This is a genomic window from Pseudomonas sp. EpS/L25 (assembly GCF_001512295.1).
Classification (GTDB): Bacteria; Pseudomonadota; Gammaproteobacteria; order Pseudomonadales; family Pseudomonadaceae; genus Chryseomonas.
The window spans coordinates 877,447-902,884 of record NZ_LNUP01000011.1; the positions used below are offsets into that span (position 1 = coordinate 877,447).

26 protein-coding genes and 2 riboswitches are annotated in these 25,438 nt (G+C 67.0%); of the genes, 12 read left to right on the top strand and 14 right to left on the bottom strand.

The genetic code is table 11. The annotated features are described in order from the left end of the window. Nucleotides 1-11: 11 nt before the first annotated feature. The 5 genes from AR540_RS13015 to AR540_RS13035 all read right to left on the bottom strand — a co-directional run bounded on the left by AR540_RS13015 (nt 12) and on the right by AR540_RS13035 (nt 2,956). Nucleotides 12-1,358, bottom strand: a complete 1,347-nt coding sequence (locus tag AR540_RS13015; protein ID WP_059229552.1) for a sensor histidine kinase — start codon at nt 1,356-1,358, stop codon at nt 12-14. Then, nucleotides 1,355-2,020, bottom strand: coding sequence for a response regulator transcription factor (locus tag AR540_RS13020; protein ID WP_059229553.1), 666 nt, complete (start codon nt 2,018-2,020; stop codon nt 1,355-1,357). Before AR540_RS13020 ends, AR540_RS13015 begins: the two co-directional genes overlap by 4 nt. Beyond that, on the bottom strand, nt 2,021-2,374 hold the full coding sequence (locus tag AR540_RS13025; protein ID WP_236712057.1) for a PepSY domain-containing protein: 354 nt from the start codon (nt 2,372-2,374) through the stop codon (nt 2,021-2,023). After that, nucleotides 2,314-2,622 carry a PepSY domain-containing protein gene (locus AR540_RS13030; protein WP_059229555.1) on the bottom strand — a complete coding sequence of 103 codons (309 nt, stop codon included), beginning with the start codon at nt 2,620-2,622 and terminating at the stop codon, nt 2,314-2,316. Before AR540_RS13030 ends, AR540_RS13025 begins: the two co-directional genes overlap by 61 nt. Nucleotides 2,623-2,698: 76 nt before the next feature. Continuing rightward, nucleotides 2,699-2,956, bottom strand: a complete 258-nt coding sequence (locus tag AR540_RS13035; protein ID WP_059229557.1) for a DUF3253 domain-containing protein — start codon at nt 2,954-2,956, stop codon at nt 2,699-2,701. 90 nt (nt 2,957-3,046) lie between these two features. On the opposite strand from AR540_RS13035, the gene AR540_RS13040 reads away from it, so the two are divergent. The 4 genes from AR540_RS13040 to AR540_RS13055 all read left to right on the top strand — a co-directional run bounded on the left by AR540_RS13040 (nt 3,047) and on the right by AR540_RS13055 (nt 6,945). After that, nucleotides 3,047-4,144, top strand: coding sequence for a DNA topoisomerase IB (locus tag AR540_RS13040; protein WP_059229758.1), 1,098 nt, complete (start codon nt 3,047-3,049; stop codon nt 4,142-4,144). Between the two features lie 268 nt (nt 4,145-4,412). Continuing rightward, a complete protein-coding gene (gene aztA, locus AR540_RS13045; protein ID WP_059229559.1) occupies nt 4,413-5,147 on the top strand; it encodes a zinc ABC transporter ATP-binding protein AztA in 735 nt (244 codons plus the stop codon). Continuing rightward, nucleotides 5,144-6,013: a metal ABC transporter permease gene (locus AR540_RS13050; protein ID WP_059229561.1), complete on the top strand. Its 870-nt coding sequence runs from the start codon at nt 5,144-5,146 to the stop codon at nt 6,011-6,013. Before aztA ends, AR540_RS13050 begins: the two co-directional genes overlap by 4 nt. An 11-nt stretch (nt 6,014-6,024) precedes the next feature. Further along, entirely contained in the window at nt 6,025-6,945 is a 921-nt protein-coding gene (locus AR540_RS13055; protein WP_059229564.1) for a metal ABC transporter substrate-binding protein, read from the top strand. A 65-nt stretch (nt 6,946-7,010) separates the two neighbouring features. Here the strand turns inward: AR540_RS13055 and AR540_RS13060 are convergent, their stop codons facing one another. The 4 genes from AR540_RS13060 to cobW are packed head-to-tail and all read right to left on the bottom strand — an operon-like array spanning nt 7,011 to nt 13,513. Continuing rightward, nucleotides 7,011-7,655, bottom strand: coding sequence for a vWA domain-containing protein (locus AR540_RS13060; RefSeq protein WP_177339234.1), 645 nt, complete (start codon nt 7,653-7,655; stop codon nt 7,011-7,013). A 20-nt stretch (nt 7,656-7,675) separates the two neighbouring features. Then, nucleotides 7,676-8,704: an ATP-binding protein gene (locus AR540_RS13065; RefSeq protein ID WP_059229568.1), complete on the bottom strand. Its 1,029-nt coding sequence runs from the start codon at nt 8,702-8,704 to the stop codon at nt 7,676-7,678. Next, nucleotides 8,705-12,454, bottom strand: coding sequence for a cobaltochelatase subunit CobN (gene cobN / locus AR540_RS13070; protein WP_059229570.1), 3,750 nt, complete (start codon nt 12,452-12,454; stop codon nt 8,705-8,707). A 6-nt stretch (nt 12,455-12,460) separates the two neighbouring features. Beyond that, nucleotides 12,461-13,513 carry a cobalamin biosynthesis protein CobW gene (gene cobW, locus AR540_RS13075; protein WP_059229572.1) on the bottom strand — a complete coding sequence of 351 codons (1,053 nt, stop codon included), beginning with the start codon at nt 13,511-13,513 and terminating at the stop codon, nt 12,461-12,463. 100 nt (nt 13,514-13,613) lie between these two features. Next, a riboswitch (cobalamin riboswitch) is annotated at nt 13,614-13,955 on the bottom strand. Between the two features lie 58 nt (nt 13,956-14,013). Next, nucleotides 14,014-14,347: riboswitch (cobalamin riboswitch) on the top strand. An 86-nt stretch (nt 14,348-14,433) separates the two neighbouring features. Between cobW and AR540_RS13080 the strand changes: the two genes are divergently transcribed. The 3 genes from AR540_RS13080 to AR540_RS13090 are packed head-to-tail and all read left to right on the top strand — an operon-like array spanning nt 14,434 to nt 15,679. Beyond that, nucleotides 14,434-14,619, top strand: a complete 186-nt coding sequence (locus tag AR540_RS13080; protein WP_059229575.1) for a CbtB domain-containing protein — start codon at nt 14,434-14,436, stop codon at nt 14,617-14,619. An 11-nt stretch (nt 14,620-14,630) separates the two neighbouring features. Next, a complete protein-coding gene (locus tag AR540_RS13085) occupies nt 14,631-15,305 on the top strand; it encodes a CbtA family protein (RefSeq protein WP_059229577.1) in 675 nt (224 codons plus the stop codon). Further along, complete coding sequence (locus AR540_RS13090; protein ID WP_236712058.1) at nt 15,299-15,679, top strand: cobalamin biosynthesis protein; 381 nt, start codon at nt 15,299-15,301, stop codon at nt 15,677-15,679. Before AR540_RS13085 ends, AR540_RS13090 begins: the two co-directional genes overlap by 7 nt. Here AR540_RS13090 and AR540_RS13095 read toward each other — a convergent pair. The 3 genes from AR540_RS13095 to AR540_RS13105 form a co-directional block, all read right to left on the bottom strand. Continuing rightward, nucleotides 15,670-16,398, bottom strand: a complete 729-nt coding sequence (locus AR540_RS13095; RefSeq protein ID WP_177339235.1) for a segregation and condensation protein A — start codon at nt 16,396-16,398, stop codon at nt 15,670-15,672. The genes AR540_RS13090 and AR540_RS13095 overlap by 10 nt on opposite strands. A gap of 110 nt (nt 16,399-16,508) precedes the next feature. After that, nucleotides 16,509-17,138: an L-threonylcarbamoyladenylate synthase gene (locus tag AR540_RS13100; RefSeq protein ID WP_059229581.1), complete on the bottom strand. Its 630-nt coding sequence runs from the start codon at nt 17,136-17,138 to the stop codon at nt 16,509-16,511. Then, nucleotides 17,135-18,007 (bottom strand): PHP domain-containing protein, encoded by an 873-nt coding sequence (locus AR540_RS13105; RefSeq protein ID WP_059229583.1) that lies wholly within the window; start codon nt 18,005-18,007, stop codon nt 17,135-17,137. Before AR540_RS13105 ends, AR540_RS13100 begins: the two co-directional genes overlap by 4 nt. Nucleotides 18,008-18,068: 61 nt before the next feature. Between AR540_RS13105 and AR540_RS13110 the strand changes: the two genes are divergently transcribed. The 4 genes from AR540_RS13110 to AR540_RS13125 all read left to right on the top strand — a co-directional run bounded on the left by AR540_RS13110 (nt 18,069) and on the right by AR540_RS13125 (nt 21,524). Further along, on the top strand, nt 18,069-18,653 hold the full coding sequence (locus tag AR540_RS13110; protein ID WP_059229585.1) for a septation protein A: 585 nt from the start codon (nt 18,069-18,071) through the stop codon (nt 18,651-18,653). A 4-nt stretch (nt 18,654-18,657) separates the two neighbouring features. Next, nucleotides 18,658-19,335 (top strand): response regulator transcription factor, encoded by a 678-nt coding sequence (locus AR540_RS13115; protein WP_059229587.1) that lies wholly within the window; start codon nt 18,658-18,660, stop codon nt 19,333-19,335. A 123-nt stretch (nt 19,336-19,458) separates the two neighbouring features. Then, on the top strand, nt 19,459-19,893 hold the full coding sequence (locus tag AR540_RS13120; RefSeq protein ID WP_059229589.1) for a Spy/CpxP family protein refolding chaperone: 435 nt from the start codon (nt 19,459-19,461) through the stop codon (nt 19,891-19,893). Between the two features lie 257 nt (nt 19,894-20,150). Continuing rightward, a complete protein-coding gene (locus AR540_RS13125; RefSeq protein WP_059229590.1) occupies nt 20,151-21,524 on the top strand; it encodes a sensor histidine kinase in 1,374 nt (457 codons plus the stop codon). On the opposite strand, the gene AR540_RS13130 is transcribed toward AR540_RS13125, so the two are convergent. Further along, the gene (locus AR540_RS13130) at nt 21,487-22,065 is read right to left on the bottom strand and encodes a nitroreductase family protein (protein WP_059229592.1); all 579 of its coding nucleotides are present in this window, start codon (nt 22,063-22,065) and stop codon (nt 21,487-21,489) included. The two genes, AR540_RS13125 and AR540_RS13130, sit on opposite strands and share 38 nt — an antisense overlap. A 200-nt stretch (nt 22,066-22,265) precedes the next feature. On the opposite strand from AR540_RS13130, the gene AR540_RS13135 reads away from it, so the two are divergent. After that, a complete protein-coding gene (locus tag AR540_RS13135; protein ID WP_059229594.1) occupies nt 22,266-23,648 on the top strand; it encodes an adenylate/guanylate cyclase domain-containing protein in 1,383 nt (460 codons plus the stop codon). Between the two features lie 61 nt (nt 23,649-23,709). On the opposite strand, the gene AR540_RS13140 is transcribed toward AR540_RS13135, so the two are convergent. Then, nucleotides 23,710-25,395, bottom strand: a complete 1,686-nt coding sequence (locus AR540_RS13140; protein WP_059229596.1) for a DEAD/DEAH box helicase — start codon at nt 25,393-25,395, stop codon at nt 23,710-23,712. Nucleotides 25,396-25,438: the final 43 nt, after the last annotated feature.

Below are 25,438 nucleotides of genomic sequence, written 5' to 3' on the forward strand. Positions count from 1 at the left end.
TGACCGAGAAGTCACACGACTGACTGGTGCTGGCTCCCTCCCGTTGGCGATGGCAAATGGATGACCACGGCGAGCCCGCCCAGGGCTGAAGGCGCCAGCGCCAGGGTGCCACCGCAGCTGTCGACGATATCCCTGGCGATGCCCAGGCCGAGGCCGTGACCAGCGACGCCTTCGTCCAGGCGGGTTCCCCGGCTCAGGATGGCCTGGCGCTCGCCTTCCGGCACACCCGGTCCATCGTCCTCGATGTGGATGGCATAGCCTTCGGCTCGGCGGGCGATTTCCAGGCGTACCTGCCGATGCGCCCATTTGCTGGCGTTGTCCAGCAGCGTACCGAACAGTTCCAGCAGATCCTCACGGTCCCACGGCAGGCGCAGGCCATCGGGGAACTGGTAGTCGAACACCAGGTGCTCGCCATGCAGGCGCTGGAGCAGTACGCAGAGCTCGCGCAACTCCGCCACGTCCAGGTGCGCCCCTGGCAGCGCCTCGCCGGCCAGCCGCGCCCGGCGCAGCTCCCGCTCCAACCGTTCACGGATGCGCGCCAGTTGCTCGCGCAGGGTGTCGCGCTGCTCCGGCAGGGTTTGCAGCTCCGGCCGCTCGGCCAGGCTGGTGAGTACCGCCAGGGGCGTCTTCAGGGCATGGCCCAGGTTGCCGATGCCATGGCGCGCGCGCTTCAGGCCCTCTTCGGTGTGGCGCAACAGGGCGTTCATCTCCGCCACCAGCGGCGCGAGCTCGGCGGGTACCGTGCCGTCCAGCGCCGAGCGTCGCCCCTGGTGCAACTGGGCGATCTGTTCGCGCACCTGCTCCAAGGGCCGCAGCGCGCGGCGCACGATCAGGCGCTGCAGCAAGAGCAGCAGCACCAGGGTCGCCAATCCCAGCGCGGCGCCCACGCCGAGGATGCGAGTGAGGCTCGCCAGCAGCGGGTTATAGTCGTCGGCGACCGTGACGCTTATCTGCTGGCCATAACGCTGGTAATCAGCGCGGTAGGTGAGCAGCCGCTGCCCGCTGGGTCCGTCGAGCAGGGCGTCGGTCAGCCCGGCAGCGGGCGGCGCTTCGAGCTGGGCATCCCACAGGGAGCGCGAACGCCAGCGGATGTCCAGCGCGGGAATCTCGATCAGGAAATAGCGGCCCGACAGGGGCCGGGTGTAGAGACTGCCCAGCCGGCCTTCGTCCAGCTGCAGGCCATGGGGTCCGCGCACCAGTGCGGCGAGCAGATTTTCCGTCTCGCTGCGCAGGCCGGTTTCCAGGTAGCGACGAAGGGCGTGGTCCACCAGCCAGGCACTGCCCAGCACCAGCACCAGACCGGCGACCAGCAGGACGACTACCAGGCCGACCCGCAGGCGGGTCTGGATGGACCTCAATCGATACCGCCCAGGCGATAGCCCTGGCCGCGGCGCGTCTCTATCACGTCCCGCCCGAGCTTGCGCCGCAAGTGGTTGACGTGCACCTCGATGACATTGGAGTCGCGCTCGCTTTCGCCGTCGTAAAGGTGATCGTTCAGCCGGGTCTTGGACAGGATCTGCCCCGGGTGCAGCAGGAAGCAGCGCAGCAGGCGAAATTCCGCGGCGCTGAGGGCGATGGTCTCGCTGCCGCGGACCACGCACTGACGCGCTTCATCCAGCGACAGCCCGGCCGCCTGCAGCAGCGGCTGGTTGGCCACGCCACGCACCCGGCGCAACAGGGCGGCGATGCGCAGCCCCAGCTCCTCCGGATGGAAAGGCTTGGTCAGGTAGTCGTCGGCGCCTGCCTTGAGTCCTTCGATGCGCTCCGCCCAGCTGTCGCGGGCAGTGAGGATGAGCACGGGCGTCACCAGGGCGGCGGCACGCCACTCGCCCAGCACCTCGAGGCCCGGTCGCCCCGGCAGGCCGAGGTCGAGCACGATGAGGTCGTAGGGCTCCTGGGCGCCTTGCCAGGCGGCGTCGCGACCGTCCGCGAGCCAGTCGATGGCGTAGCCCTGGCGGGTCAGAAAGGCCGAGAGTTCGTCAGCCAGGGCTACATCGTCTTCCACCAGCAGCAGGCGCATCTAGTCGTCCACCTCATCTTTCAGGATGGCGCCATCGATGGCGCCGATTTCCAGTTCGCGGACCCCGTCACCGACGAGAATCTCGATCTCGTAGCGGTACTGGCCATCTTCCTCTTCCAGCTCGGCCTCCAGCAGCCGGGCATTCGGATAACGTTCGTTGACGCGCTGCAACAGGGTTTCCAGGGGTCTGATCACCCCCTCCTTGCGCAGCTTGAGGGCCTCGTCCTGGTCCAGGTCACGAGCCTGGACCAGGGGGGCGGCGCCGAGCAGGATCAGCCCGGCCAGCACGAGACCTAGCGGTCGCGCTCGTTCTTCAGGACTTCGCCAGTGGTGGCGTCGAGTTCCAGATCCCATTTCACACCCTTGGGGTCACGCAGTTCCAGTTGGTAGATGTAGCGACCGTACTTTTCTTCCAGCTCCGTGTCGTGGGTGGTGGAACCCGGATGGGTGGCGACGGCGGCTTGGTTGAGCACTTCGAAACTCTTGATCTTGCCGCTGTCACGCAGCTTCAGGGCTTCGTCGGGACCGAGGTCGCGGGCCTGGGCCACGCCCACACCGGTGAGCAGGATGACGGCAGTCGTCAGGGCGGTCAGCTTTTTCATGTCGATTCTCTCTCTGGTTGCGGTTCGTGCTGGGTCCAGAGTAGCGATGCGCCATTAATCGAAACTGAAACGCCGCTTAAGCCAAGCTTAATCGGATCGGACCGCGCCAGGGGACGTCGGGGCTCAAGACTTCACCCTTCTGGGTCACGCTCAGCCGGCCCTGGCGCACCAATTCGCGGGCGACCTGGCGCAGCGGCTCCATCAGCGGTCGCCAGTCCGCCGCCAATTCGCGCGCCACCTCCGACGGGCAGAAGGTCGTACCCGGACGACGCGCCTGGGCCTTGGCCAGCAAGGCAAGGCGCAACTGTGCGTCGGTCGGCTTGAGCGCTGTCATGAGAACCCGATCCTGTCTGCTGGAGTCCACCGTTTCGACCAGGAAATCGTCGGTGCAGTCATGACCTCTCGCTCGAAAGCCTCCAAAATCATGCAACGCCTCGCCCAGACCGATCTGCCCATCCCCGCCGATGAGCGGGACGATACCGGCACCGCCCTCTGCACGCCGCTGCCGCCGGACCTCAACTACGTCGACGATGCCCAGCCCGGTCTAAGCCGGCGCAAGCTGCGCGGTAAATGGGTCTATTTCACTCCGAACGGCGAACGCATCCGCGACCAGGCCGAGGTAGCGCGCATCAACAAGCTGGCGATTCCGCCGGCCTATACCGACGTCTGGATCTGCGCGGACCCGAACGGCCACCTCCAGGCGACTGGCCGCGATGCCCGGGGACGCAAGCAGTATCGCTACCATCCGCGCTGGCGCGAGATTCGCGATACCGACAAGTACGAGCGGATGCTCGCCTTCGGCCAGGCGCTGCCCAAGCTGCGCCAGCGGGTGGATGAAGACCTGAGCCGGCGTGGCCTGTGCCGCGAGAAGATCATGGCCACGGTGATCAGCCTCCTGGATGCCACCCTGATCCGCGTCGGTAACGCCCAGTACGCCAAGAGCAACAAGTCCTACGGCCTCACCACCCTGCGTAACCGCCACGCCGAGGTGCATGGCAACACCATCGCCTTCCATTTCCGCGGCAAGAGCGGCGTGGAGCACGACGTCAAGGTCAGCGATCCGCGCCTGGCGCGTACGGTGAAGAAGTGCCTGGAGCTGCCAGGACAACATCTCTTCCAGTACGTGGACGCCGAGGGCGAGCGGCATACGGTGACCTCCTCCGACGTCAACGCCTACCTGCACGAGTTGACCGGCGCGGATTTCACCGCCAAGGACTACCGCACCTGGGCGGGCAGTGCCCTGGCCCTGGAGGCACTGCGCGAATTGCGCTGCGAAACCCAGACCGAAGCCAAGAAGGAGCTGGTGGACATGGTCAAGGCGGTATCGCGCACCCTGGGCAACACCCCGGCTGTCTGCCGCAAGTGCTACATCCACCCCGGCGTGCTGGACGCCTTCCTCGCCGGCGATCTCTGCACCCTACCCCGGCCGCGCAAGTGCAAGGGGCTGAAGGAGGAAGAGGTGCTATTGCTCAACTTCCTGCAACGGCTGGAACAGCGCGTCGCGGAAACCGAAGCGGCCTAGCGGTGGCGGGCGGCGCGAGTCGCCTTGCCGGCGCCTTCCTGGTACGTCACGATCGCGATCGCCTGGCAGAGGGTCCATGACCTCAATCTCACCGATCCGGATGACGGAGGCTGAACGTTATGTTATAACTTTTGTGATCTAGCGAAGGCTTTCCTATGTCCTCCAAACCTCCCTCCCTCCTGCTGCTTTCCGTTCCCACCCGCCTGCTGCTGGCGTGCCTGCCCCTGGCAATCCTGTGGCTTGCCGTGCACTGGGCAGTAGCCCTGCCGTGAGCGCCGCCATCGAGTTGCGGGACCTGACCCTGGCCTATCAACGCCATCCCGCCATCCATCATCTCAGCGGTCACTTCGCGGCGGGCAGTCTCACCGCCATCGTCGGTCCCAATGGCGCCGGCAAGTCGACGCTGCTCAAGGCCATCGCCGGCACCCTGCGCCCGGTCAGTGGCCGGGTCGATCGCGCCGTACCGCAGCGCCGCCTGGGCTATCTCCCCCAGGCGGCGGAGATCGATCGCAGCTTTCCCCTGAGCGTGTTGGAAACCGTGGTGCTTGGCGCCTGGCGTGGCTTGGGAGTCTGGCGTGGCGTCACCGCCGCCCAACGCCTGGAAGCGCGCCAGGCGCTGCAGGCCGTAGGTCTCGAAGGCCTGGAGGACCGCCTGGTGGGAACGCTCTCGTCGGGGCAATTCCAACGCGTGCTATTCGCTCGGCTGCTGCTGCAGGACGCCCCGGTGCTGCTGCTGGACGAGCCCTTCACCGCCATCGACGCCCGCACCACCGCCGATCTGCTGACCATCATCCGCCGCTGGCACGGCCAGGGACGCACGGTGATCGCCGTGCTGCACGACCTGGAGCAGGTCCGCGAGCATTTCCCCGAAACGCTGCTGCTGGCGCGCGAAGCCATCGCCTGGGGCGAAACCCGGCAAGTGCTGGCCCCCGATAATCTGGCCAAGGCGCGCAACCTGGCCGAGCATTGGGACGCCAATGCGGCGGTGTGTGAACGCGCGTGACGCTCTATCACCTGCTGCTTGAGCCCTTCGTGGAATTCGGCTTCATGCGTCGCGCCCTGGTCGCCTGCCTGGCCCTGGCCTTGGGCGCCGGCCCGGTGGGCGTGCTGCTGATGCTGCGGCGCATGAGCCTGGTGGGCGATGCCATGAGCCATGCCGTCCTGCCGGGCGCCGCCCTGGGCTTCATGGTCGCTGGCCTGTCGCTGCCGGCCATGGGCATCGGCGGCATGCTCGCCGGCCTGCTGGTGGCCGGCCTCGCCGGCCTGGTCAGCCGTTTCACCAGTCAGCGCGAGGACGCCAGCTTCGCCAGCTTCTACCTGATCTCCCTGGCCGCCGGAGTGCTGATCGTCTCGGCCCATGGCTCCAGCGTGGATCTGTTGCACGTGCTGTTCGGCACCATCCTGGCCATCGACGCCACGGCGCTGTACCTGGTCGCCGGCATCGCCAGCCTGTCGCTGGTGGCCCTGGCCGTGATCTATCGGCCGCTAGCCCTGGAATGCTTCGATCCCGGCTTCCTGCGCGCCGTGGGTGGCCGCGGCTCGCTCTACCACCTGCTGTTCCTGCTGCTGGTGGTGCTCAACCTGGTGGCCGGCTTTCAGGCGCTGGGGACCCTGATGGCCGTCGGCCTGATGATGCTGCCCGCCACCGCGGCGCGCTTCTGGGCCCATAGCCTGCCGGGGCTGATGGCGGTGGCCAGCCTGATAGCCAGCCTCAGCGGGCTGGTCGGCCTGGTGCTGTCCTACCACCTCGGTTACGCCTCGGGGCCGGCCATCGTCCTCACCGCGGGCGCCTGCTACCTCTTCTCCCTGGTGTTCGGTCGTCTCGGCCTGTATCGGCGGCTGCGTCCGCGCCCTCATCTCTCTCACTGAAAGGAGTCGTCATGAAATCCCTGTTCTCGCTGGGCGCCGCCCTCTTGTTCGTGGTGGCCGGCCAGGCCCAGGCCGCACCGGTCAAGGCGGTAGCCACCTTCACCGTGATCGCCGACGTGATCAAGCAGGTCGGTGGTGACCAGGTGCAGGTCACTTCCCTGGTCGGCCCTAACGGCGATCCCCACGCCTACGAGCCCACCCCGGCCGATGCCCAGGCACTCAAGCAGGCCGACGTGGTGTTCATGAGCGGCCTGCACCTGGAAGGCTGGATGGATCGGCTGATCAAGGCTTCCGGCCAGGCACGCCCGCCGGTGGTGCTCAGCGAAGGGGTCAAGACCCGGGAGATGGCCGAAGACGAGGACGAGCACGGCCACGACGAACACGATCATGACCATGGCGGTATCGATCCCCATGTCTGGAACGACCCGCTCAACGTGGTCGTTTACACGCGCAACGTAGTCAAGGCGCTGTCCGACATCGATCCGGCGGCTGCCGCGCTGTTCAAGGCCAATGGCGATCGTTACATCGCTCAGTTGGAGGCGCTGGACCGCTACGCTCGCGAGCAGATCGGCCAGATTCCCCAGGCGCGCCGCAAGGTGCTGACCTCCCATGACGCCTTCGGCTACTTCGCCGACGCCTATGGCGTGACCTTCATCTCGCCGCTGGGCCTGTCGACGGAAGCCGAGGCCTCGGCCCAGGACGTGGGCAAGCTGATCCGCCAGATCAAGCAGGAGCACGTCGCGGCCTATTTCTTCGAGAACTCCAATGATCCGCGCCTGGTGCAGCAGATCGCCAAGGCCAGCGGCGCCCAACCGGGCGGCGAGCTCTACGTCGAGTCCCTGTCCCCGGCGGACGGCCCGGCGGCCACCTACACCGCCATGTTCCGCTACAACGTGGACACTCTGGTCAAGGCCATGAAGGCGGGGCATTGAGGGGGGCTTGTCCTCCCCCTCACCCCAACCCTCTCCCTCAGGGAGAGGGGGCGTCCAACCCAAGGCTAAACCTCCGGCACCTCTTCCAGATGCAGGTATTGCGCGCCGAGGCGCCGGGCCAGCTCCGTTGCTCGTCCCAGCCGTAGCGGTCCCAGTTCGATATCCAGCACCTGGGTAGGACAGGCCGGGATCGTCAACCCCTCCAGATCGCGCAGGCGGCCATCGGTGACCAGCAGCAGCTGAGCTTCCTCACCGGGATGCCGCCGCCGACGGCTCTGGAGCCACATCTCGACTTCCGCCAGGCCGGCCAGCAAAGGTGTGCCACCGCCCGCTCCCAGCTGCTCCAGCCAGGCCTGCAACGCCTGGCCACTGCGCTGCCCCTGGAAGGACCACTCGGGTCGCGTACCCGCCGCCTGCAACACCGCTACCCTCACCCGCTGCCGATAGGCCTGCTCGAACCAGTCAGCGAGCAATCCCTTGGCCTGGGCCAGGGCGCCATGGCGGCGGGTGGACGCGGAGTGATCGAGGATCACCAGCCAGAGCTGGGCCGGGCGCCGGCTGCGCGGTTGCCGGATCAGGTCGCGGGCATGCTGCGGACGCCCCTGCAGCAAGGTGGGCAGCCAGGCGATGGCGCCGTCGTGACCGGGGGTGCGCGCCCCCTGGCGCCCACCCAGCGCCCGCCCCGCCCCGGTGCGGGCATCGCGATCCAGGGTGCGGGCGGATCGGATGCCTAGGGCTTTTTTGGGAGGGCCAGTCGCCGCCGCGGACCGCTGGCGGTCGGCTCGGGCGCCAGGGCGCCCCAGTCACCGCTATCCGCCTCGCCGCGGGCACCCTCGGCCCCTTGATCACCCCGCTCCTGCTCCGGGCTCGACGTCGGAGCATCACTCTGTAGGGGTGGTATTATTGACGAAGGTTCGCGGCGGCGATGGCGCAGGGCAAAGTCGGCCACGGCCGAGATGTCCTCGCCGGCGATCGCCGCAGCACCCCGCCAGGCCGCATGGGCGCGAGCCGCGCGCAGCCAGACCAGGTCGGCCCGCAAGCCATCGACCCCGGCCTGGTGACAGGCTTCGGTAATGGCTTCCAGCGCCGCATCATCCAAAGGAATGTCGGCAAGGCACGCACGGGCCTGGGCACAACGCTCACGCAACGTCGCCTGGGCCGGCTCCCACTGGGCGACGAACGCCGTCGGATCGTTATCGAACGCCAACCGCCGCCGCAGGATCTCGGCCCGTTCGCGCGGCGCCGGGCGAGAGTCCAAAGCCAGCGCGAAGCCAAAGCGATCGAGCAATTGCGGACGCAGCTCGCCCTCCTCCGGATTCATGGTGCCGACCAAGAGGAAACGTGCGGCGTGCTCATGGGAGATGCCATCGCGCTCCACGCGGTTGACGCCACTGGCAGCGACGTCCAGCAGCAGGTCCACCAGGTGGTCCGGCAACAGATTGACCTCGTCGACATAGAGCACCCCGCCGTCCGCCGCCGCCAGGACTCCCGGCGCGAAGCGCGCCCGGCCTTCGCCGAGGGCCGCGTCCAGATCCAGGGTGCCGACGATGCGTTCTTCACTCGCGCCCAGCGGCAAGGTGACGAAGGGACCGCCACCGAGCAGGTCGGCCAGGCCCCGCGCCAGGGTGGACTTGGCCATGCCGCGCGGCCCTTCGATCAGCACCCCGCCGATACGCGGGTCGATGGCGTTCAGGCACAGCGCGAGCTTAAGAGCGTCCGCGCCGACCACGGCGGCCAGGGGAAAGACGGGAGCGGTCATTCAGGCTTCATCCATATCCATCAAGAGCTGTTCGAGCGCCTCGCGGTAGTCGCCCGGTTCCTGCCAGAGACCGCGCTGCTGGGCTTCCAGCAGGCGCTCGGTCATGTCGCGCAGCGCCTCGGGGTTGTGACGTTCGACGAAATCGCGGGTTTCGGCGTCCAGCAGGTAGGCATCGGCCAATTGCCGATACTGATGATCCTCCACCAGCTCGGTGGTGGCGCCGAAGCCGAACAGGTAGTCCACGGTGGCGGCCATCTCGAAGGCGCCTTTGTAGCCATGACGCTTCATGCCGGCGATCCACTTGGGATTGGCCGCACGCGAGCGCACCACCCGGCCCAACTCTTCCTTCAAGGTGCGAATCTTTGGCAGGTCGGCCTGGGCATGGTCGCCGAAGTAGCTGGCGCGCCGCTCGCCGCTCAGGGTCTCTGCCGCGGCCAGCATGCCGCCCTGGAACTGGTAATAGTCGTTGGAATCGAGCAGGTCGTGCTCGCGGTTGTCCTGGTTCTGCAGCACCGCCTGCAGGCGACCGAGGCGGCGGGAAAAGTCGTCACGGGCGACGGTGCCGTCATCCTCGGCGCCGTAGGCGTAACCGCCCCAGTTCAGATAGGCGGTGGCCAGCTCGCTGCGGTCCTGCCACTGGCGTTCCTCCACCGCTCCCTGGACACCGGCGCCATAGGCGCCGGGCTGGGCGCCGAAGATGCGCCAGCCGGCCTGCCGCCGTGCGAGGTTGGCATCGGCCCCGACGGCTTCCAGTTCGGCGCGCTCGCGGCGTACCTGGGCCGCCAGGGGATTGAGATCGTCAGGCTCGTCCAACGCCGCGACCGCCTGGACGGCTGCATCGAACAGCCGTACCAACCCGCCGAAGGCATCGCGGAAGAAGCCGGAGATGCGCAGGGTGACATCCACCCGCGGGCGATCCAGCAGCGACAGCGGCAGGATCTCGAAGTCTTCCACCCGGGCACTGCCGGTCTGCCACACCGGGCGCACGCCCAGCAGGGCCATGGCCTGGGCGATGTCGTCGCCGCCGGTTCTCATGGTCGCCGTGCCCCAGACCGAGAGGCCCAGTTGGCGCAGATGGTCGCCCTCCTCCTGCAGATGACGCTCCAAGAGCAGGTTGGCCGACTGCCAGCCCAGGCGCCAGGCCGTCATGCTCGGCAGGTTGCGCACGTCCACGGAAAAGAAATTACGCCCGGTGGGCAGCACGTCCAGCCGGCCGCGACTGGGCGCGCCGCTGGGTCCGGCCGGGACGAAGCGCCCATCCAGGGCCGCCAGCAAGCCGCCGATCTCGGCGGGGCCACAGCCGTCCAGTGCCGGTGCCACCCGGGTGACCAGATGTTCCAGGATCGGACGTGTCGCCGGCAGGTCCTCCAGCGCCAGCGGCAGAGACTCGTCATCCACCATCGCGGCGACCAGGGCGAGTGCCAGCAACTCCAGTCGCTCCCGGGTATCGCCCAGGGTGCGCCAGGGTTCGGCGGACAGCGCCGCCAGGCTATCCGGACGCTCACCTAGCCAGGGCTCGCCCAGGTCGGCGGCCAGGGGGTCGAAGTCCAGCTGCAGATCCTTGGCCAGCGCCCGCAACAGGCTGGCATTGGCGCCCTGGGCATCGCCACGAGGGATACGCAGCAAGGCCACCAGGGTGTCGCGGCGCAGCTGTCCGGTCGGGGATTCGCCGAACACGTGCAGGCCGTCGCGGATCTGGGATTCCTTGAGGTCGCACAGGTAGGCATCCAGCTGCGGCAGCCAGCTGTCGGGGTCATCGGTGATCACCAACCCCAGCTCGCGATCCAGGGCGGTCTCGCGCACCAGCTGCAGGATCTCGCCGCGCAATTCGGTGGCGCGGCGCAGGTCCAGCAGGCTGGCGTCGTAGTATTCATCGGCCAGGCGCTCCAGGTCGCGCAGCGGGCCGTAACTCTCGGCACGGGTCAGCGGCGGCATCAGGTGGTCGATGATCACCGCCTGGGTACGGCGCTTGGCCTGCGCACCCTCGCCCGGATCGTTGACGATGAAGGGATAGACGTTGGGCAGCGGCCCGAGGATGGCGTCGGGCCAACAGGCTTCCGACAACCCCACCCCCTTGCCCGGTAGCCATTCCAGATTGCCGTGCTTGCCCAGGTGGACCACCGCCTGGGCGCCATAGACCTCGCGCAGCCAGAAGTAGAAGGCCAGGTAGCCATGGGGCGGCACCAGCGACGGATCGTGGTAGACCGCCGCCGGATCGACGTCGTAGCCACGGGCCGGCTGGATGCCGACGAAGGTCAGGCCGAAGCGCACCCCGGCTACCATCAGGCGGCCACGACGGTGCATGGGATCTGCCGCGGGCGCCCCCCAACGGTCGGTCACCGCCTGCTGTAGCGAGAGGGGCAGGCGCTCGAACAAGGCCTGGTAGTCGTCCAGGCTCAGGCTCTGCAAGGCCGGCCGCAGATCACGCAGGGCACTGTCGTTGGTCACCCCACCGAGCAGGCGCTCGATCAGGGCGGTGCCGCTGTCCGGCAGATTGGCCACCGGGTAGCCAGCCGTCTGCAACGCCTGCAGCACCTTGAGCGCCGCCGCTGGCGTATCCAGACCGACACCGTTGCCGATGCGGCCGTCGCGGGTCGGGTAGTTGGCCAGGATCAGCGCGATGCGCTTGTCCGCCGCCGGGCGTAGTGCCAGTTCGATCCAGCTGCGCGCCAGACGGGCGACGAAGGCCATGCGTTCGCCATCGGCCTGGTAGTTGACCACGTCACTCTGGCTGCGCTCGCAGCGCCAGGCCAGGCCCTTGAAGCTGATCGGCCGGGTGATGATGCGCCCATCCAGCTCCGGCAGGGCGATGTGCATGGCCAGGTCGCGAGCGCCCAGCCCCTGAGCGTTTTCCTGCCAGCGCTCGCGGTTGTCCTGGGCACAGATGGCCTGGAGCACCGGCACCGGGCGGCGGAAGGGCGCGAGATTCGGTCGCTCCGGGCTGGATTGGGCGAAGCCGGTGGTATTGAGGATCAGCACCGTGTCGGTCTCGTCCAGCAGCCGCTCCACCTCCTCCAGGCAGGCCGGCTCCTTGAGACTGGCCACGGCGATGGGCAGCGGATTCAGGCCCTGGGCCTCTAGCTGCTGGCAGAAGACATCGACGAAGGCAGTGTTGGCCGACTGCAGGTGGGTGCGATAGAACAGCAGCGCCGTCGTCGGCCAGTCCGGTCGCCAACGCTGGCGCCAGCCGTCGAGGCCCAGGCCCTCCGCTTGGTAGACCGCTACCCGCGGCAATTCCCGTGGAGCCTCGTAGGTGTACCGGGCATCCAGGCATTCCGCGGCCAGGCAGTGCAGGAAATCCCGGGCATTGCCCAGGCCACCCTGGCGCAGATAGCGCCACAGCCGTTCCGCCAGCTCGGGCGCCACCGTACCGAGGGCCATCAGTTCCGGATCGGGGCGGTCGCAGCCGGGGACCGCGATCAGGGTCAACCCATGCGCCGCCAATTCCGCCAGTTGCTCCATGCCATAGCGCCAGTACCCCTGGCCGCCATGCAGGGAGATGAACACCACCCGTGCCTGGCTCAGCACCTCCTCGACATAGAGATCCACCGAGGCGTGGTTCTGCAGTTGCATGGGATTGGCCAGGCGCAGGCTCGGATAGCCGGCGTCCAGGGTGCGGGTCGCCTCGGCCAGCAGCGCCAGGTGCGAATCGCCGCTGCAGAGCACGACGATTTCTCCGGGTGTCTGCGCCAGGTGGGCGATGCCATCGTCCGGGACGAAACCGCCCGGCTGGGTACGCAGCAGATGCATCTAGGTTCAGGCCACCGCGGCGCGTAGCTGGGCGGTGATGGCCGCCTGGTCCAGCTCCTGACCGATCAGTACCAGCTGGGTGCTGCGGGTCTCGCCGGCCTGCCAGGCACGGTCGAAGTGCTTGTCGAAGCGGGTACCCACGCCCTGTACCAGCAAGCGCAGCGGCTTGCCGGCGATGGCGGCGAAACCCTTCACCCGCAGCACACCATGGGTCCTCACCACCTCGCCCAGGGCCGCCAGCAAGGGGGCTTCCGCCACTTCCGGCAGCTCGACACCGAAGGAGTCGAATTCGTCGTGATCATGGTCTTCATGACCTTCGAGGTCATGGTGGGTCGGCCGGCTGTCGATATGGGCCTCGGACTCGGCCTGCAAACCCAGCAGCACCGACAAGGGCAGCACGCCGCGACTGGCTTCCACCACCTTGACCGCCGGCGGCAACTCTTCGCTCACCTCGGCACGTACCCGCGCCAGAGCCCCGGCATCCAGGCCGTCGGCCTTGTTGAGGATCACCAGGTCGGCACTGGCAAGCTGGTCTTCGAACAGCTCATGCAGCGGCGATTCATGGTCCAGGTTGGGATCCTGGCGGCGCTGGACGTCCACCTGTTCGGGATGGGCGGCGAAGGTGCCAGCCGCCACCGCCGGGCTGTCGACCACGGTGATCACCGCATCCACGGTACAGGCGTTGCGAATCTCCGGCCACTGGAAGGCCTGCACCAGGGGCTTGGGCAGGGCCAGGCCGCTGGTCTCGATGAGGATATGGTCGATGTCGCCGCGGCGCGCCACCAGCTCCTTCATCACCGGGAAGAATTCTTCCTGCACGGTACAGCACAGACAACCGTTGGCCAGCTCGAAGACGCGGCCCTGGGCCTCTTCTTCGGTGCAGCCGATGCTGCACTGGCGAAGGATCTCGCCGTCGATGCCCAGTTCGCCGAATTCGTTGACGATCACCGCGATGCGGCGGCCTTCGGCATGGTCGAGCAGGTGTCGCAGCAAGGTGGTCTTGCCGGCACCGAGGAAGCCGGTGACGATGGTGACGGGGGTCTTGGCCAGGGTTTTCATGGGCTGCCCTTAGAGATAAAGCGAAAAAAGACGGGCAGGCATGCCGGGCGCTCGCGCTGGCGAAGCCCTGGTGGCAGCCCGGATCACCCCGCCCGGTTGCGTGTTCGAAGCTGGCGAGGCAGGTCTCCTGGCTCGCGGCGCCCGGCTCCGGCCTTCCCGCGTGAGCAGTGGCCTTAGAGCCTGTTCATGATTTCGCGAGCTAGAGTCAAACAAGGCGAAGATGCCTGAGGAAGCGGAGTTTACGCGAGGTAAATGAGCATTCCGACCGGGCTGGCGACCCAGGGCATCTTCAACGCAGTTTGGCCGACGCGCAGCAAATTATGAACAGGCTCTAGTGGAGAGGCTAAAAATGCCGCTTACAGTTGCGGGGGCAGCCGCGGTGTCGCACCGCGTTCCCTTTCAAGCTTTCGGTGAGGAAAGCACCTCGAAGCCCGACAGGCTACGAGCGCCCTCCCGGGGTGTCAATCGAAGGGGCTTGACCGGTAGCGGAAGCCCGTGGTCTGCTCGCCGTTGCTTCAGGTGTCGCGACTCCGCCATGGGTCGCGGTGAAACGGGAAGCCGGTCCAAGTCCGGCACTGCCCCCGCAACGGTAGACGAGCGCAGGATCACGATGCCACCCGGCCGGCAAGCCTGGGGAAGGCGATCCTGGTAGTTGCCTAGATATGCGGTCTTGAGCTAGCGCCTGGCAAGGCGAAATCCTCCAAGGAAGCGCGGTTTACCGAGAGTAAATGAGCATTCCGCGGTGGGTTTCGACGCAGCCAGGCCGACACGCAGCGAAGGCCGCATCTTGCAACCCTCGTGAGTCCGGAGACCGGCCTGTCGCTTTCAAGCAACCTGCGGTGGGCGGTCGTGCTGGACGGCGGCCGCCTGCGGCTCGCTGCCTTGGCGCGTCCCTGCCGCTTCGACTCCGAGGCCTTGCCATGACCGCTACCCGCTCCACCACCGCCCTATCCCAGACCAGTACCCGCACCCAACGCCTGACCGCCACCCTGCTCGCCGGCCTGTTCGGCCTGGGCCTGGTATTCCTGGCCGGTTTCTCCCACATCGAGGCCCTGCACAACGGTGCCCACGATACCCGCCACAGCGAAGGCTTTCCCTGCCACTGAAGGAGTTCGCCATGTTCCAGCGTATCGCCTTCAGCGCCGGCGTCGCCGGGCTGCTCGCCGCCCTGTTGCTGAGCGTCCTGCAAAGCCTCTGGATGACGCCGCTCATCCTCCAGGCAGAAACCTACGAGGTCCAGACCGAAGCCCCGGCGATGGCCCAGCACCATGAGCACGGCGACGAAGCCTGGTCGCCGGAAGACGGCTGGCCGCGCACCCTCTCCACCTTCGGCGGCAACCTGGTGGTGGCCGTGGGCTTCGGTCTGGTGCTGGCCGGGCTGTTCAACCTGCGGCCGCCGACCCGCCTGCGCCAGGGACTACTCTGGGGCCTGGCCGGCTATGCCACCTTCTGCCTTGCCCCGAGCCTGGGACTGCCGCCGGAGCTACCGGGCACCGCTGCAGCCGACCTGACCCTGCGCCAGGCCTGGTGGATAGGCACTGCCACGGCTACCGCAACTGCCCTCGCCCTGCTGGCGTTCGCCCGCCATCCTGGCTTCAAGCTCGCCGCCCTGGGCCTGCTGGTCCTTCCCCACCTGCTGGGTGCGCCCCAACCGGTCGCGCATGGGAGCCTGGCGCCGGAAGACCTGCAACGGCACTTCCAGCTCGCCGTGCTGGCGAGCAACCTGCCGTTCTGGCTGCTGCTGGGCCTGGCCTGCAGTTGGCTGTTCCGCCGCCAGGGCGCTCGATGCTGATGACCAGAGTGCTCGGCGTCGGCTGTCGCCAGGGCTGCCCAGCGGAGGAACTGGCCGAACTGGCACTGGCCGTGCTGCAGGAGGCGAATTGCCCGGTCGAAACCTTGACCGCCCTGGCGACCATAACAGGGCGGCTGGACGAACCCGCGGTTCAAGCCCTCGCCCAAGGCTGGCGCCTGCCTCTGCGGGGCTTTCCGGCGGACCAACTGGCTCGACAGGCCGGCGTCAGCACGCCAAGTCCCACGGTGCAGCAGCACACCGGCAGCCCGAGCGTCGCCGAAGCCGCGGCGCTATTGGCCGCCGGAAGTGGCGCTCGCCTGACAGTCGCAAAACGCAAGAGCCCCGCGGCCACGGCGGCCCTGGCCTACGCCTGAAGCTGTTCTTCCGCGTCGATGCCGCTGACCCGGGCACGCACGTGGATGGGGCTGAAGGGCTCGTTCTGCACCAGCTCCACCAGAGATTCCTTGACCAGCTCGAGGATGGCCATGAAGGTCACCACCACCCCGAGCCGACCTTCCTCCAGCGTGAACAGGGCGACGAAAGGCACGAAGTCGCCATTCTTGAGTCGTTCCAGCACCTGGCTCATTCGCTCCCGGGTCGAGAGGATCTCGCGGGTCACCTGGTGGCTCTCGAACAGGTCCGCCCGCCGCAGCACCTCACCCATGGCCAGCAGCAGCTCGCCCAGCTCCACCTCGGGTAGCAGCCTGCGTGCCCGGGCTTCGGGGGCTGGCAAGGTCGGCACCACGAAATCGCGCCCCTCGCGTGGTAGCTCGTCGAGGTCCTCGGCAGCCTTCTTGAAGCGCTCGTATTCCTGCAGGCGGCGGATCAGCTCGGCGCGCGGATCCTCCTCTTCCGCATCCAGACCTTCCGGGCGCGGCAGCAGCATGCGTGACTTGATCTCCGCCAGCATGGCGGCCATCAGCAGGTATTCGGCGGCCAACTCCAGGTGCACGGCCTTCATCAGCTCGACGTAGGTCATGTACTGCCGGGTGATCTCGGCCACGGGGATATCGAGGATGTCGATGTTCTGCTTGCGAATCAGATAGAGCAGCAGGTCCAAGGGCCCTTCGAAGGCTTCGAGGAAGACTTCCAGGGCGTCCGGGGGGATATAGAGGTCCTGCGGCAGCTCGGTGAAGGCTTCGCCGTAGACCAACGCCAGGCGGAGCTGCTCGGGTTCGAGCAGCTCCGTGTCGAGCACCTCGCTCATGCCTCGATCATGAAGGGCGTCGGATCACCGGCCCCGACGCGGATGACCTCGGGTTCGTCGTCCGCCAGGCTGATCACCGTGGAGGGCTGCAGGCCGCCCGGACCGCCCTCGATCACCAGGTCGACGAAATGCTCCAGGCGCTCGCGGATCTCCCAGGCATCGCCCAGCGCCTCGTCATCGCCGGGCAGGATCAGGCTCACGCTCATCAGCGGCTCGCCCAATGCCTCCAGCAGCGCCAGGGTGATGGGATGTTGCGGCACCCGCACGCCGATGGTGCGCCGCTTGGGATGCAGCAGCATGCGCGGCACCTCGCGGGTGGCGTTGAGGATGAAGGTGTAGGGGCCGGGGGTATAGGCCTTGAGCAGGCGGAAGGCGCTGGTATCCACCTTGGCATAGATGCCCAGCTCCGACAGGTCGCAGCACACCAGGGTGAAGTTGTGCTTGTCGTCGAGCTGGCGGATACGACGGATGCGCTCCACCGCGCTCTTCTCGCCGATCCGACAGCCCAGCGCATAGGACGAATCGGTCGGATAGGCGATCACGCCACCGGACTGGATGATATCCACGGCCTGACGAATCAGCCGCGGCTGGGGATTCTGCGGATGAATCTCGATGAACTGGCTCATTGGGGTTCCCGATCCTGAGGGTACAGCGGTTGACTGAAGCGCGCCCAGAGCGGCGGCAGATCCTCGGGCACCGGTCGGTACATACCGAGTTCCGACCAGTCGGCCGGCGCATGGAAGTCGCTGCCCGCGCTCACCATCAGACCGAATTCGCGCGCCAGAATTGCCAGGGTACCCACCTGCTCGGCCGGCTGCACGCCATTGACCACCTCGATGGCATGGCCGCCACCGCTGACGAAATCGCCGATCAGCTTGCGCAGCTTGGTACGGGTGAAGCCATAGGCCAGCGGATGGGCCAGGCTGATCCAGGCCTTGGCCGCCTTGAGTGTGGCCAGGGTTTCCGCCAGCGTCGGCCAGTGCTGCTTGACGTCGCCGAGCTTGCCGCCTCCTAGCCACTTGCGAAAGGCATCGTTGCGGTCTTCCACGTAGCCCGCCTGCACCAGGTACTCGGCGAAGTGCGGCCGCGCCGGGGCGTTGCGGCTGTCGCCCAGGGCCATCTGCACCGCGCGGGCGCCTTCTAGGGTAGCCGGCATGCCCTTGGCCGCCAGGCGCCGGTCGATTTCCCGGGCGCGTTCCCAGCGACCCTCGTGCAGGGCGTCGAGCGCCCCGGTCAGCTCCGGCGCTCCGGGCGCGAAACCGTAGCCGAGGACATGCAGCGTCGCACCACCCCAGGTGCAGGACATCTCAATCCCCGGCAGCAGCCGGATACCCAGGCCCTGGGCGACGTCCAGCGCCTCTGCGTAGCCGTCCAGCGTGTCGTGATCGGTGATCGCCAGGAGCTGCACGCCGCGCTCATGGGCGCGCCTGACCACCTCGGCCGGCGCGAAGGCGCCGTCGGACGCGGTGGTATGGCAGTGCAGGTCGACACGCATGGGCTTTCTCCTCCGGCTTCATCGGGTATTATGCCGCGATGCACGGCTATCGGCTGCGGTAATGAAACAATTCATCGACTTCATCCCCCTCCTGTTGTTCTTCCTCGTCTACAAGCTCGACCCGCGTCCGGTGGAGTTCGCCGGGCACGCGTTCACCCTGGGGGGCATCTTCAGTGCCACCGCCGTGCTCATCGCTGCCTCGCTGGTGGTCTATGGCGCCATCTACGTGGCCCAGCGCCGGCTGGAGAAGAGCCAGTGGCTGACACTGCTGGCCTGTCTGGTGTTCGGCGGCATGACCCTGGCCTTCCACAGCGAAACCTTCCTGAAATGGAAGGCACCGGTGGTGAACTGGTTGTTCGCCCTGGCCTTCCTCGGTAGCCATTTCATCGGTGACAAGCCGCTCATCCAGCGCATGCTCGGCCATGCGGTCAAGTTGCCGGCGCCGATCTGGACGCGCCTGAACATCGCCTGGATCATCTTCTTCATCGTCTGCGGCTGTGCGAATCTCTTCGTCGCCTTCACCTTCGAGAGCATCTGGGTGGACTTCAAGGTCTTCGGCAGCCTGGCGATGACCCTGGTCTTCATGCTCGGCCAGGGCCTGTATCTGGCGCGTCATCTGCAACCCATGGACGAACCGCGAGACTAGTGCCATGAGCCAGATTCTGCTGATCGACGACGACCAGGAACTCTGCGACCTGCTCGGCGCCTGGCTGAAACAGGAAGGCTTCGAGGTCACCGCCTGCCATGCCGGTGTCGATGCGCGCAACCACCTGCGCGACGCGACACCCGACGTGGTGGTGCTCGACGTCATGCTGCCCGACGGCAGTGGCCTGGAACTGCTCAAGCAACTGCGCAGCGACCATCCACAGCTGCCGGTGCTGATGCTCTCCGGCCGCGGCGAGCCCCTCGATCGCATTCTTGGCCTTGAGCTTGGCGCCGACGATTACCTGGCCAAGCCCTGCGATCCGCGAGAGCTCACCGCACGCCTGAGGGCCATCCTCCGGCGCAGCCATCCGGCGCAGCCCGCCGCCCGCCTGCAACTGGGCGACCTGTCGCTGAGCCTGGCGCGAGGCGTGGCCAACATCGGCGAGACCGAGATCACCCTCACCCTGACCGAAAGCCGCATCCTCGAAGCCCTGCTGCGCCAACCGGGCGAGCCCCTGGAAAAGCAGGCGCTGGCCCAGGCCGCGCTGGGGCGCAAGCTGACGCTCTACGATCGCAGCCTGGACATGCACGTGAGCAACCTGAGACGCAAGCTCGGCAGCCATGCCGACGGTCGTCCGCGCATCCTGGCCCTGCGTGGCCGCGGCTACTACTACAGCGTCTAGGCGACGGGTGCTTGCGCCCGCGTCTTTACCCCGCCTTTACGCCCGCTGACCGCCACTGACTCCCCGGCTCCTAGACTTGGGCCCATCCGGTATCGCAACCGGCCATCCCAAGGAGATTTTCCGATGCGCAAACTCATGCCCGCCGTCCTCTTCGTGGCCCTGTTGCCCACCCTGACCCTGGCCGCCACTCAGGACGGCACCGGCATCACCCCGCCCCCCCAGGCCAAGCCGATGGATGGCGGCCACCGCGGTGAAGGTCCGCTGCGCGGCCTCAAGCTCACCCCCGATCAGCGTGAGCAGGTGGGCAAGCTGATGGGCGCAGAGCACCGGCAGCAGCGTGAGATCGTCAAGAGCTACCTGGACAAACTCCCCGAGGACCAGCGCAAGGCCCTGCAGGAGCAGCTCGCCGGCAATCGCGACAAGACTCGCCAGGCCATTCGCGCCCTGCTCAAGCCCGACCAGCAGAAGCGCTTCGACGAAATGGAGAAGAAGCGTGAGGATCGCGCCAAGGAATGGGCCGAATTCCAGCAGTGGAAGCAAGACCACAAATCCTCGTAACCCCCCGTCCGCCGCGCCAACGGTCCTCGGCGCGGCGTTTGCGCGAGAATTTGCTGAAACGCTCCGAGCAAGAGACAGACAAGGCCTAGCTGGCCCCGCGAAGATAACTGAGGAAGCGGATCGGACCCGCGCTCGGGTTTACGAGTGGTAAATGAGCATTCCGGCGGGGCCGCCTAGATGGGGCTGGCGACCCAGGGCATCTTCAACGCAGTTTGGCCGACGCGCAGCAGATTTTGAACAGGCTCTAAGGCGACCGCATGGTTTTTCGTTCCCTCTTCTGGCGCATCTTCGCCACCTTCTGGCTGGCCATCCTCTCCGCGGTCGGCCTGACCATGCTGCTCGGCCACCTGGCCGACCAGGACTCCTGGATCCTCGCGCAGCATCCAGGCTTGCGCGACCTGCCCGAACAATGGGTGCAACGCTATGAAAACGACGGCCCCGCCGCGGCCCAGGGACTCCTCGAACAGCGCAAGGGCCGCTACGGCATCGATGTGCTGGTGCTGGGCGAGAACGGCTCGCCCCTGGTGCGCGGCACCCTGCCACCGCGCCTCTTCGACCAGGATCCCGACCAGCCACAGCGCCTGCAGCGCCCCGGCCCAGGTGCCCGCGACCCCAACCGACCGCTGCCCTGGCGACGTCTGACCGACGAATACACCAGCCCCAGCGGCCAGAACTACCTGTTCATCTACCACCTGCCCACGCCGGAACTGGGCGCCTGGCGCCGCGAGAGTCTGTTCTGGCCGGTCGGCACCCTGGCCATCGCCACCCTGGTACTGACGCTGTTCAGCCTGCTGCTGACGCTCAGCCTGACCCGTCCGCTCAATCACCTGCGTCGTGCCGTCCATGATCTTGGCCAGACGGCCTATCAGCAGGACACCCTCGCCCGCCTGGCCCGCCGCAAGGACGAACTGGGTGTGCTGGCGAGCGACTTCAATCGCATGGGTGCGCACCTGCAGCGGCTGATCGACAGCCAGCGTCAGCTGCTGCGCGACGTTTCCCACGAACTGCGCTCGCCCTTGGCCCGACTGCGCATCGCCCTGGCTCTCGCCGAACGCTCGGATCCGCACGACCTGGGCAACATGTGGCCGCGCCTGACGCTGGAATGCGATCGCCTGGAAACCCTGATTGGCGAAATCCTCGCCCTCGCCCGCCAGGAAGCCGATCCGGGTCCACCCGAGCAGGTCGAGCTGCACCCGCTGCTCAGTAGCCTGGTCGAGGACGCCCAGCTCACCGCGCCCCAGCAGAGGATCGAACTGGACGTGCCCCCCGCCCTGCAGCTGGACGGCTGGCCCGACGTCCTGGAACGCGCGCTGGACAACCTGTTGCGCAACGCCTTGCGCTTCAACCCGCCAGCACAGCCCATCGTCATCTCGGCGGAGGTCGCTGCCGGCGAGGTGCGCATCCAGGTCCGCGACCACGGTCCCGGCGTCCGGGCCGACGATCTACCCCGCCTGGGCGAGCCCTTCTTTCGCGCGGATCACCAGCAAGCCAACGGTTACGGCCTGGGCCTGGCCATCGCCCGCCGTGCCGTGCAGCGCCATGGCGGCGACCTGCTGCTGGCCAATCATCCGCAGGGCGGTTTCGTCGCCAGCGTCACTCTGCCGCTACGGCCGGTCCTGGCCAATGGCTGACCTGCTGACCCAGATCCCTGGGCGCCGGCACTCGCGGCGCCACCTCCGGCGTGCCCAGATAGATGTAGCCCACCAGTTGCTCTTCGGCAGCCAGGCCCAACCCCCGCAGCACCCAGGGGTCGTAGCTGAACTCGCCGGAGCGCCAGACCGCGCCCAGGCCGAGGGCGAAGGCCGCATTGACCAGCCCGTGGGCGACGCAGCCGGCGGTGATGATCTGCTCCTGCAGCGGTACCTTCGGGTGCTCCTGGGGAGAGGCGACCACGGCGATCACCAGGGGCGCGCGCAAGGGCATGCGCCGGGCCTTGTCCAGGGCCGCGGCGTCCACCCCGGGCTCGCGCCGCAGCAGCGCCTCGGCATAGAGCTCGCCCAGGCGTTCGCGCCCCTCGCCCGACACCAGGATCAGTCGCCAGGGACGCAACAGCTTGTGATCCGGCGCGCGGTCCGCGACGCGCAGGAGCAACTCGAGCTGCTCGACGGAAGGTCCGGGCTCGGTGAGGCGACCGACCGACGCACGATTGCAAAGGGCTTCAAGGGCATCCATGGGGTCACTCCTGGGGAAATGGCCCAGTGTAACCCACCGAGCCCCCTTGAAATTCGATGTCATACGAGGGGATTTGGTGACATCCTTGGCCGAGCTCGAGCCTCTCGGCTAAAATTGCTGCAGCTCGAAAACCCGGCCGCTTTCATCGTCGCGAACGGAGTTGTAACGACTTATCGCCTATCTCCAAACGGACCCGTCAGATGAAGTTTGCGCTCAACCGGTTCCTCGCTGCTTCCGGTGACAGCCTGGGTGTCTATTACGCTCGGGTATTCGCCTATCTGATCGCCGCCGCCAGCATTTCCGCCGGCTACTACACCCAGGCCAACGCCGTCGGCCTGTGGCTGATTCCCTACGCCCTGCTCTATCCGCACCTGGCCCAGACCATCAGCCTCAAGCTCAGGCGCGACCGCGGCCCCCAGACCGACATCCTGCTCGCGGCCGTCGATGCCATCCACGTCGGCCTGGCCGCAGTGGTACTACGTTTCCCGCTGATGCCCACCCTGATGCTGCTGATCATGCTCGGCTATACCAGCATGCTGCGCGGTGGTCCGCGCCTGCTCGGGCTCTGCCTGCTGTTCGCCACCAGCGCCGCGGCACTGGGCAGTGCCACCTTCTTCCAGGGTGTCGACCTGACCAGTCCGCTGCTGGTGGCCGTTACCGCCGTGGTGGGCACCATGCTGCACCTCTGGGGCACCGCCTACTTCCTGCACCGGCAACGCAAGCGCCTGATCCAGATCAACGACGACCTCAAGCGCGAGCAGGAAAAATCGGCGATCCTGGCGCACAACCTGGCCAAGTACCTCTCGCCCCAGGTGTGGGAATCCATCTTCACCGGCAAGCAGCACATCGCCCTGGGCACCCAGCGCAAGAAGCTCACGGTGTTCTTCTCCGACATCAAGGGCTTCACCGAGCTGTCCGAGGAACTCGAGGCCGAAGCCCTCACCGACATGCTCAACAACTACCTCAACGAGATGTCGAAGATCGCCGTGAAGTATGGCGGCACCATCGACAAGTTTGTCGGCGATTGCGTCATGGTGTTCTTCGGCGACGCCAACAGCCAGGGCGCCAAGAAGGATGCGGTGGCCGCGGTCTCCATGGCCATCGCCATGCGCAAGCACATGAAGGTGCTGCGCCAGCAATGGCGAAGTCAGGGCATCAACAAGCCGCTGGAAATCCGCATGGGGCTCAATACCGGCTACTGCACGGTGGGCAACTTCGGCTCCAGCACGCGCATGGACTACACCATCATCGGCCGCGAGGTGAACCTGGCCAGCCGTCTGGAAAACGCCGCCGACGCCGGCGAGATCCTGATCAGCCACGAGACCTATTCGCTGATCAAGGACACCATCATGTGCCGCGACAAGAGCCAGATCACGGTCAAGGGCTTCAGCAAGCCGGTGCAGATCTATCAGGTAGTGGATTTCCGCCGCGACCTGGGCGCCTCCCCCAGCTACGTCGAACACGAGCTGCCCGGCTTCTCCATGTACCTGGATACCAACAACATCCAGAACTACGACAAGGAGCGGGTCATCCAGGCCCTGCAGCTGGCCGCCGAGAAGCTGCGCGACAAGGTGATCTTCTAGCCCGTGTTCCGGCAGGCAGAAAAAAGCCCCGGATATCCGGGGCTTTTTCATTACGCGGGGATCAATCCTCGCGATAGCGACGCAGGCGCAGGGCCTTGCCGGCTACGCGGGTGTCCTTGAGCTTGGTCAGCAAACGCTCCAGGCCTTCCTCGGGCAGCTCCACCAGGCTGAAGGAGTCACGGATCTGGATGCGGCCGATGGCCTCGCGATCCATGCCGCCTTCATTGATGATGGCGCCCAGCAGGTTCTTGGCAGCGATGCCATCGCGCGCACCCAGGGCGGTACGGCAGCGCACGCGACCTTCCGGCAGCGGCTGCATCGGGCGACGCTCGCCGCGATCCGGACGCTCGCCACGCTCAGGACGATCGCCGCGTTCGGTACGCGGACGGTCACCACGGCCAGAGCCGGGGGTCAGCGGCTGCTCACGGCGCAACGACTCGATGTCGAGGGCACGACCAGCGGTCAGCTTGGCCAGCAGCGCGGCAGCCAGGGTCGAGGGATCGCACTGCAGACGCTCGCACAACTCCTGACGCAGGGCGCCGTGGGTAGCATCGGCATCGGCCAGCAGCGAACCCACGCCATCGGCCAGGCGCGAGATACGGGCTTCCAGCACGGCTTCGGCGTCGGGCAGGCGAATCTCACCCACGCGCTGACCGGTGACGCGCTCGATGACCTGCAGCATGCGGCGCTCACGCGGAGTCACCAGCAGCAGGGCGCGGCCTTCGCGACCGGCACGGCCGGTACGGCCGATACGGTGGACGTAGGACTCGGGATCGTAGGGCATGTCGACGTTCAGGACGTGGGTGATACGCGCCACGTCCAGGCCACGGGCGGCCACGTCGGTGGCGACCACGATGTCCAGGGAACCATCCTTGAGCGATTCGATGGTCTTCTCACGCTGGGCCTGGGGCATGTCACCATTCAGGGCGCTGACGCGATAGCCCTGGCGCTCCAGCAGCTCGGCCAGGTCCAGGGTCGCCTGCTTGGTGCGGACGAAGGCGATCAGGGCGTCGAAGTTCTCCACTTCCAGCAGGCGCAGCACCGAGGCCGGCTTCTGGTCGGCGTGGACCATCAGGTGCGCCTGCTCGATGCGAGCGACGGTCTGGGTCTTGGCCGCGATGCGGACGTGTTGCGGTTCCTTCAGGTGACGCTCGGCGATGGCGCGGATCGACGGCGGCAGGGTGGCCGAGAACAGTACGGTCTGACGGGATTCCGGCATGGCTTCGAAGATGAATTCGAGGTCGTCCATGAAGCCCAGCTTGAGCATCTCGTCGGCTTCGTCGAGCACCAGGTGCTGGACGGTGGCCAGCAGGTTGTCGTCACGACGCAGGTGGTCGCAGAGGCGACCGGGGGTGGCGACCAGTACCTGGGCACCCATGCGCAGGGACTTCAGCTGCGGGCCCATGGGCGCGCCGCCGTAGAGGGCCACGACTTTAACGCCGGGCATCTCGGTGGAGTAGGTTTCGCAGGCGGTAGCGACCTGCAGAGCCAGTTCCCGGGTAGGAACCAGCACCAGTATCTGGGGTTCACGACGGGACGGGTCGAGCTGCGAGAGCAGCGGCAGAGCAAAAGCTGCGGTCTTGCCGGTACCCGTCTGCGCCTGGCCGATCATGTCGTGGCCGGCGAGGATCACCGGGATGGACTGCGACTGGATGGGCGACGGCTCTTCGTAGCCGACGGCCTTGATGGCGGCGAGGATGGCGGGATTGAGATTGAGCGCAGCGAAATTGCTGATGTCCTGGGTCATTGTCTTGCCTCGTGTGCTTCGCAAAGACCCCAAAGCCAAGAGC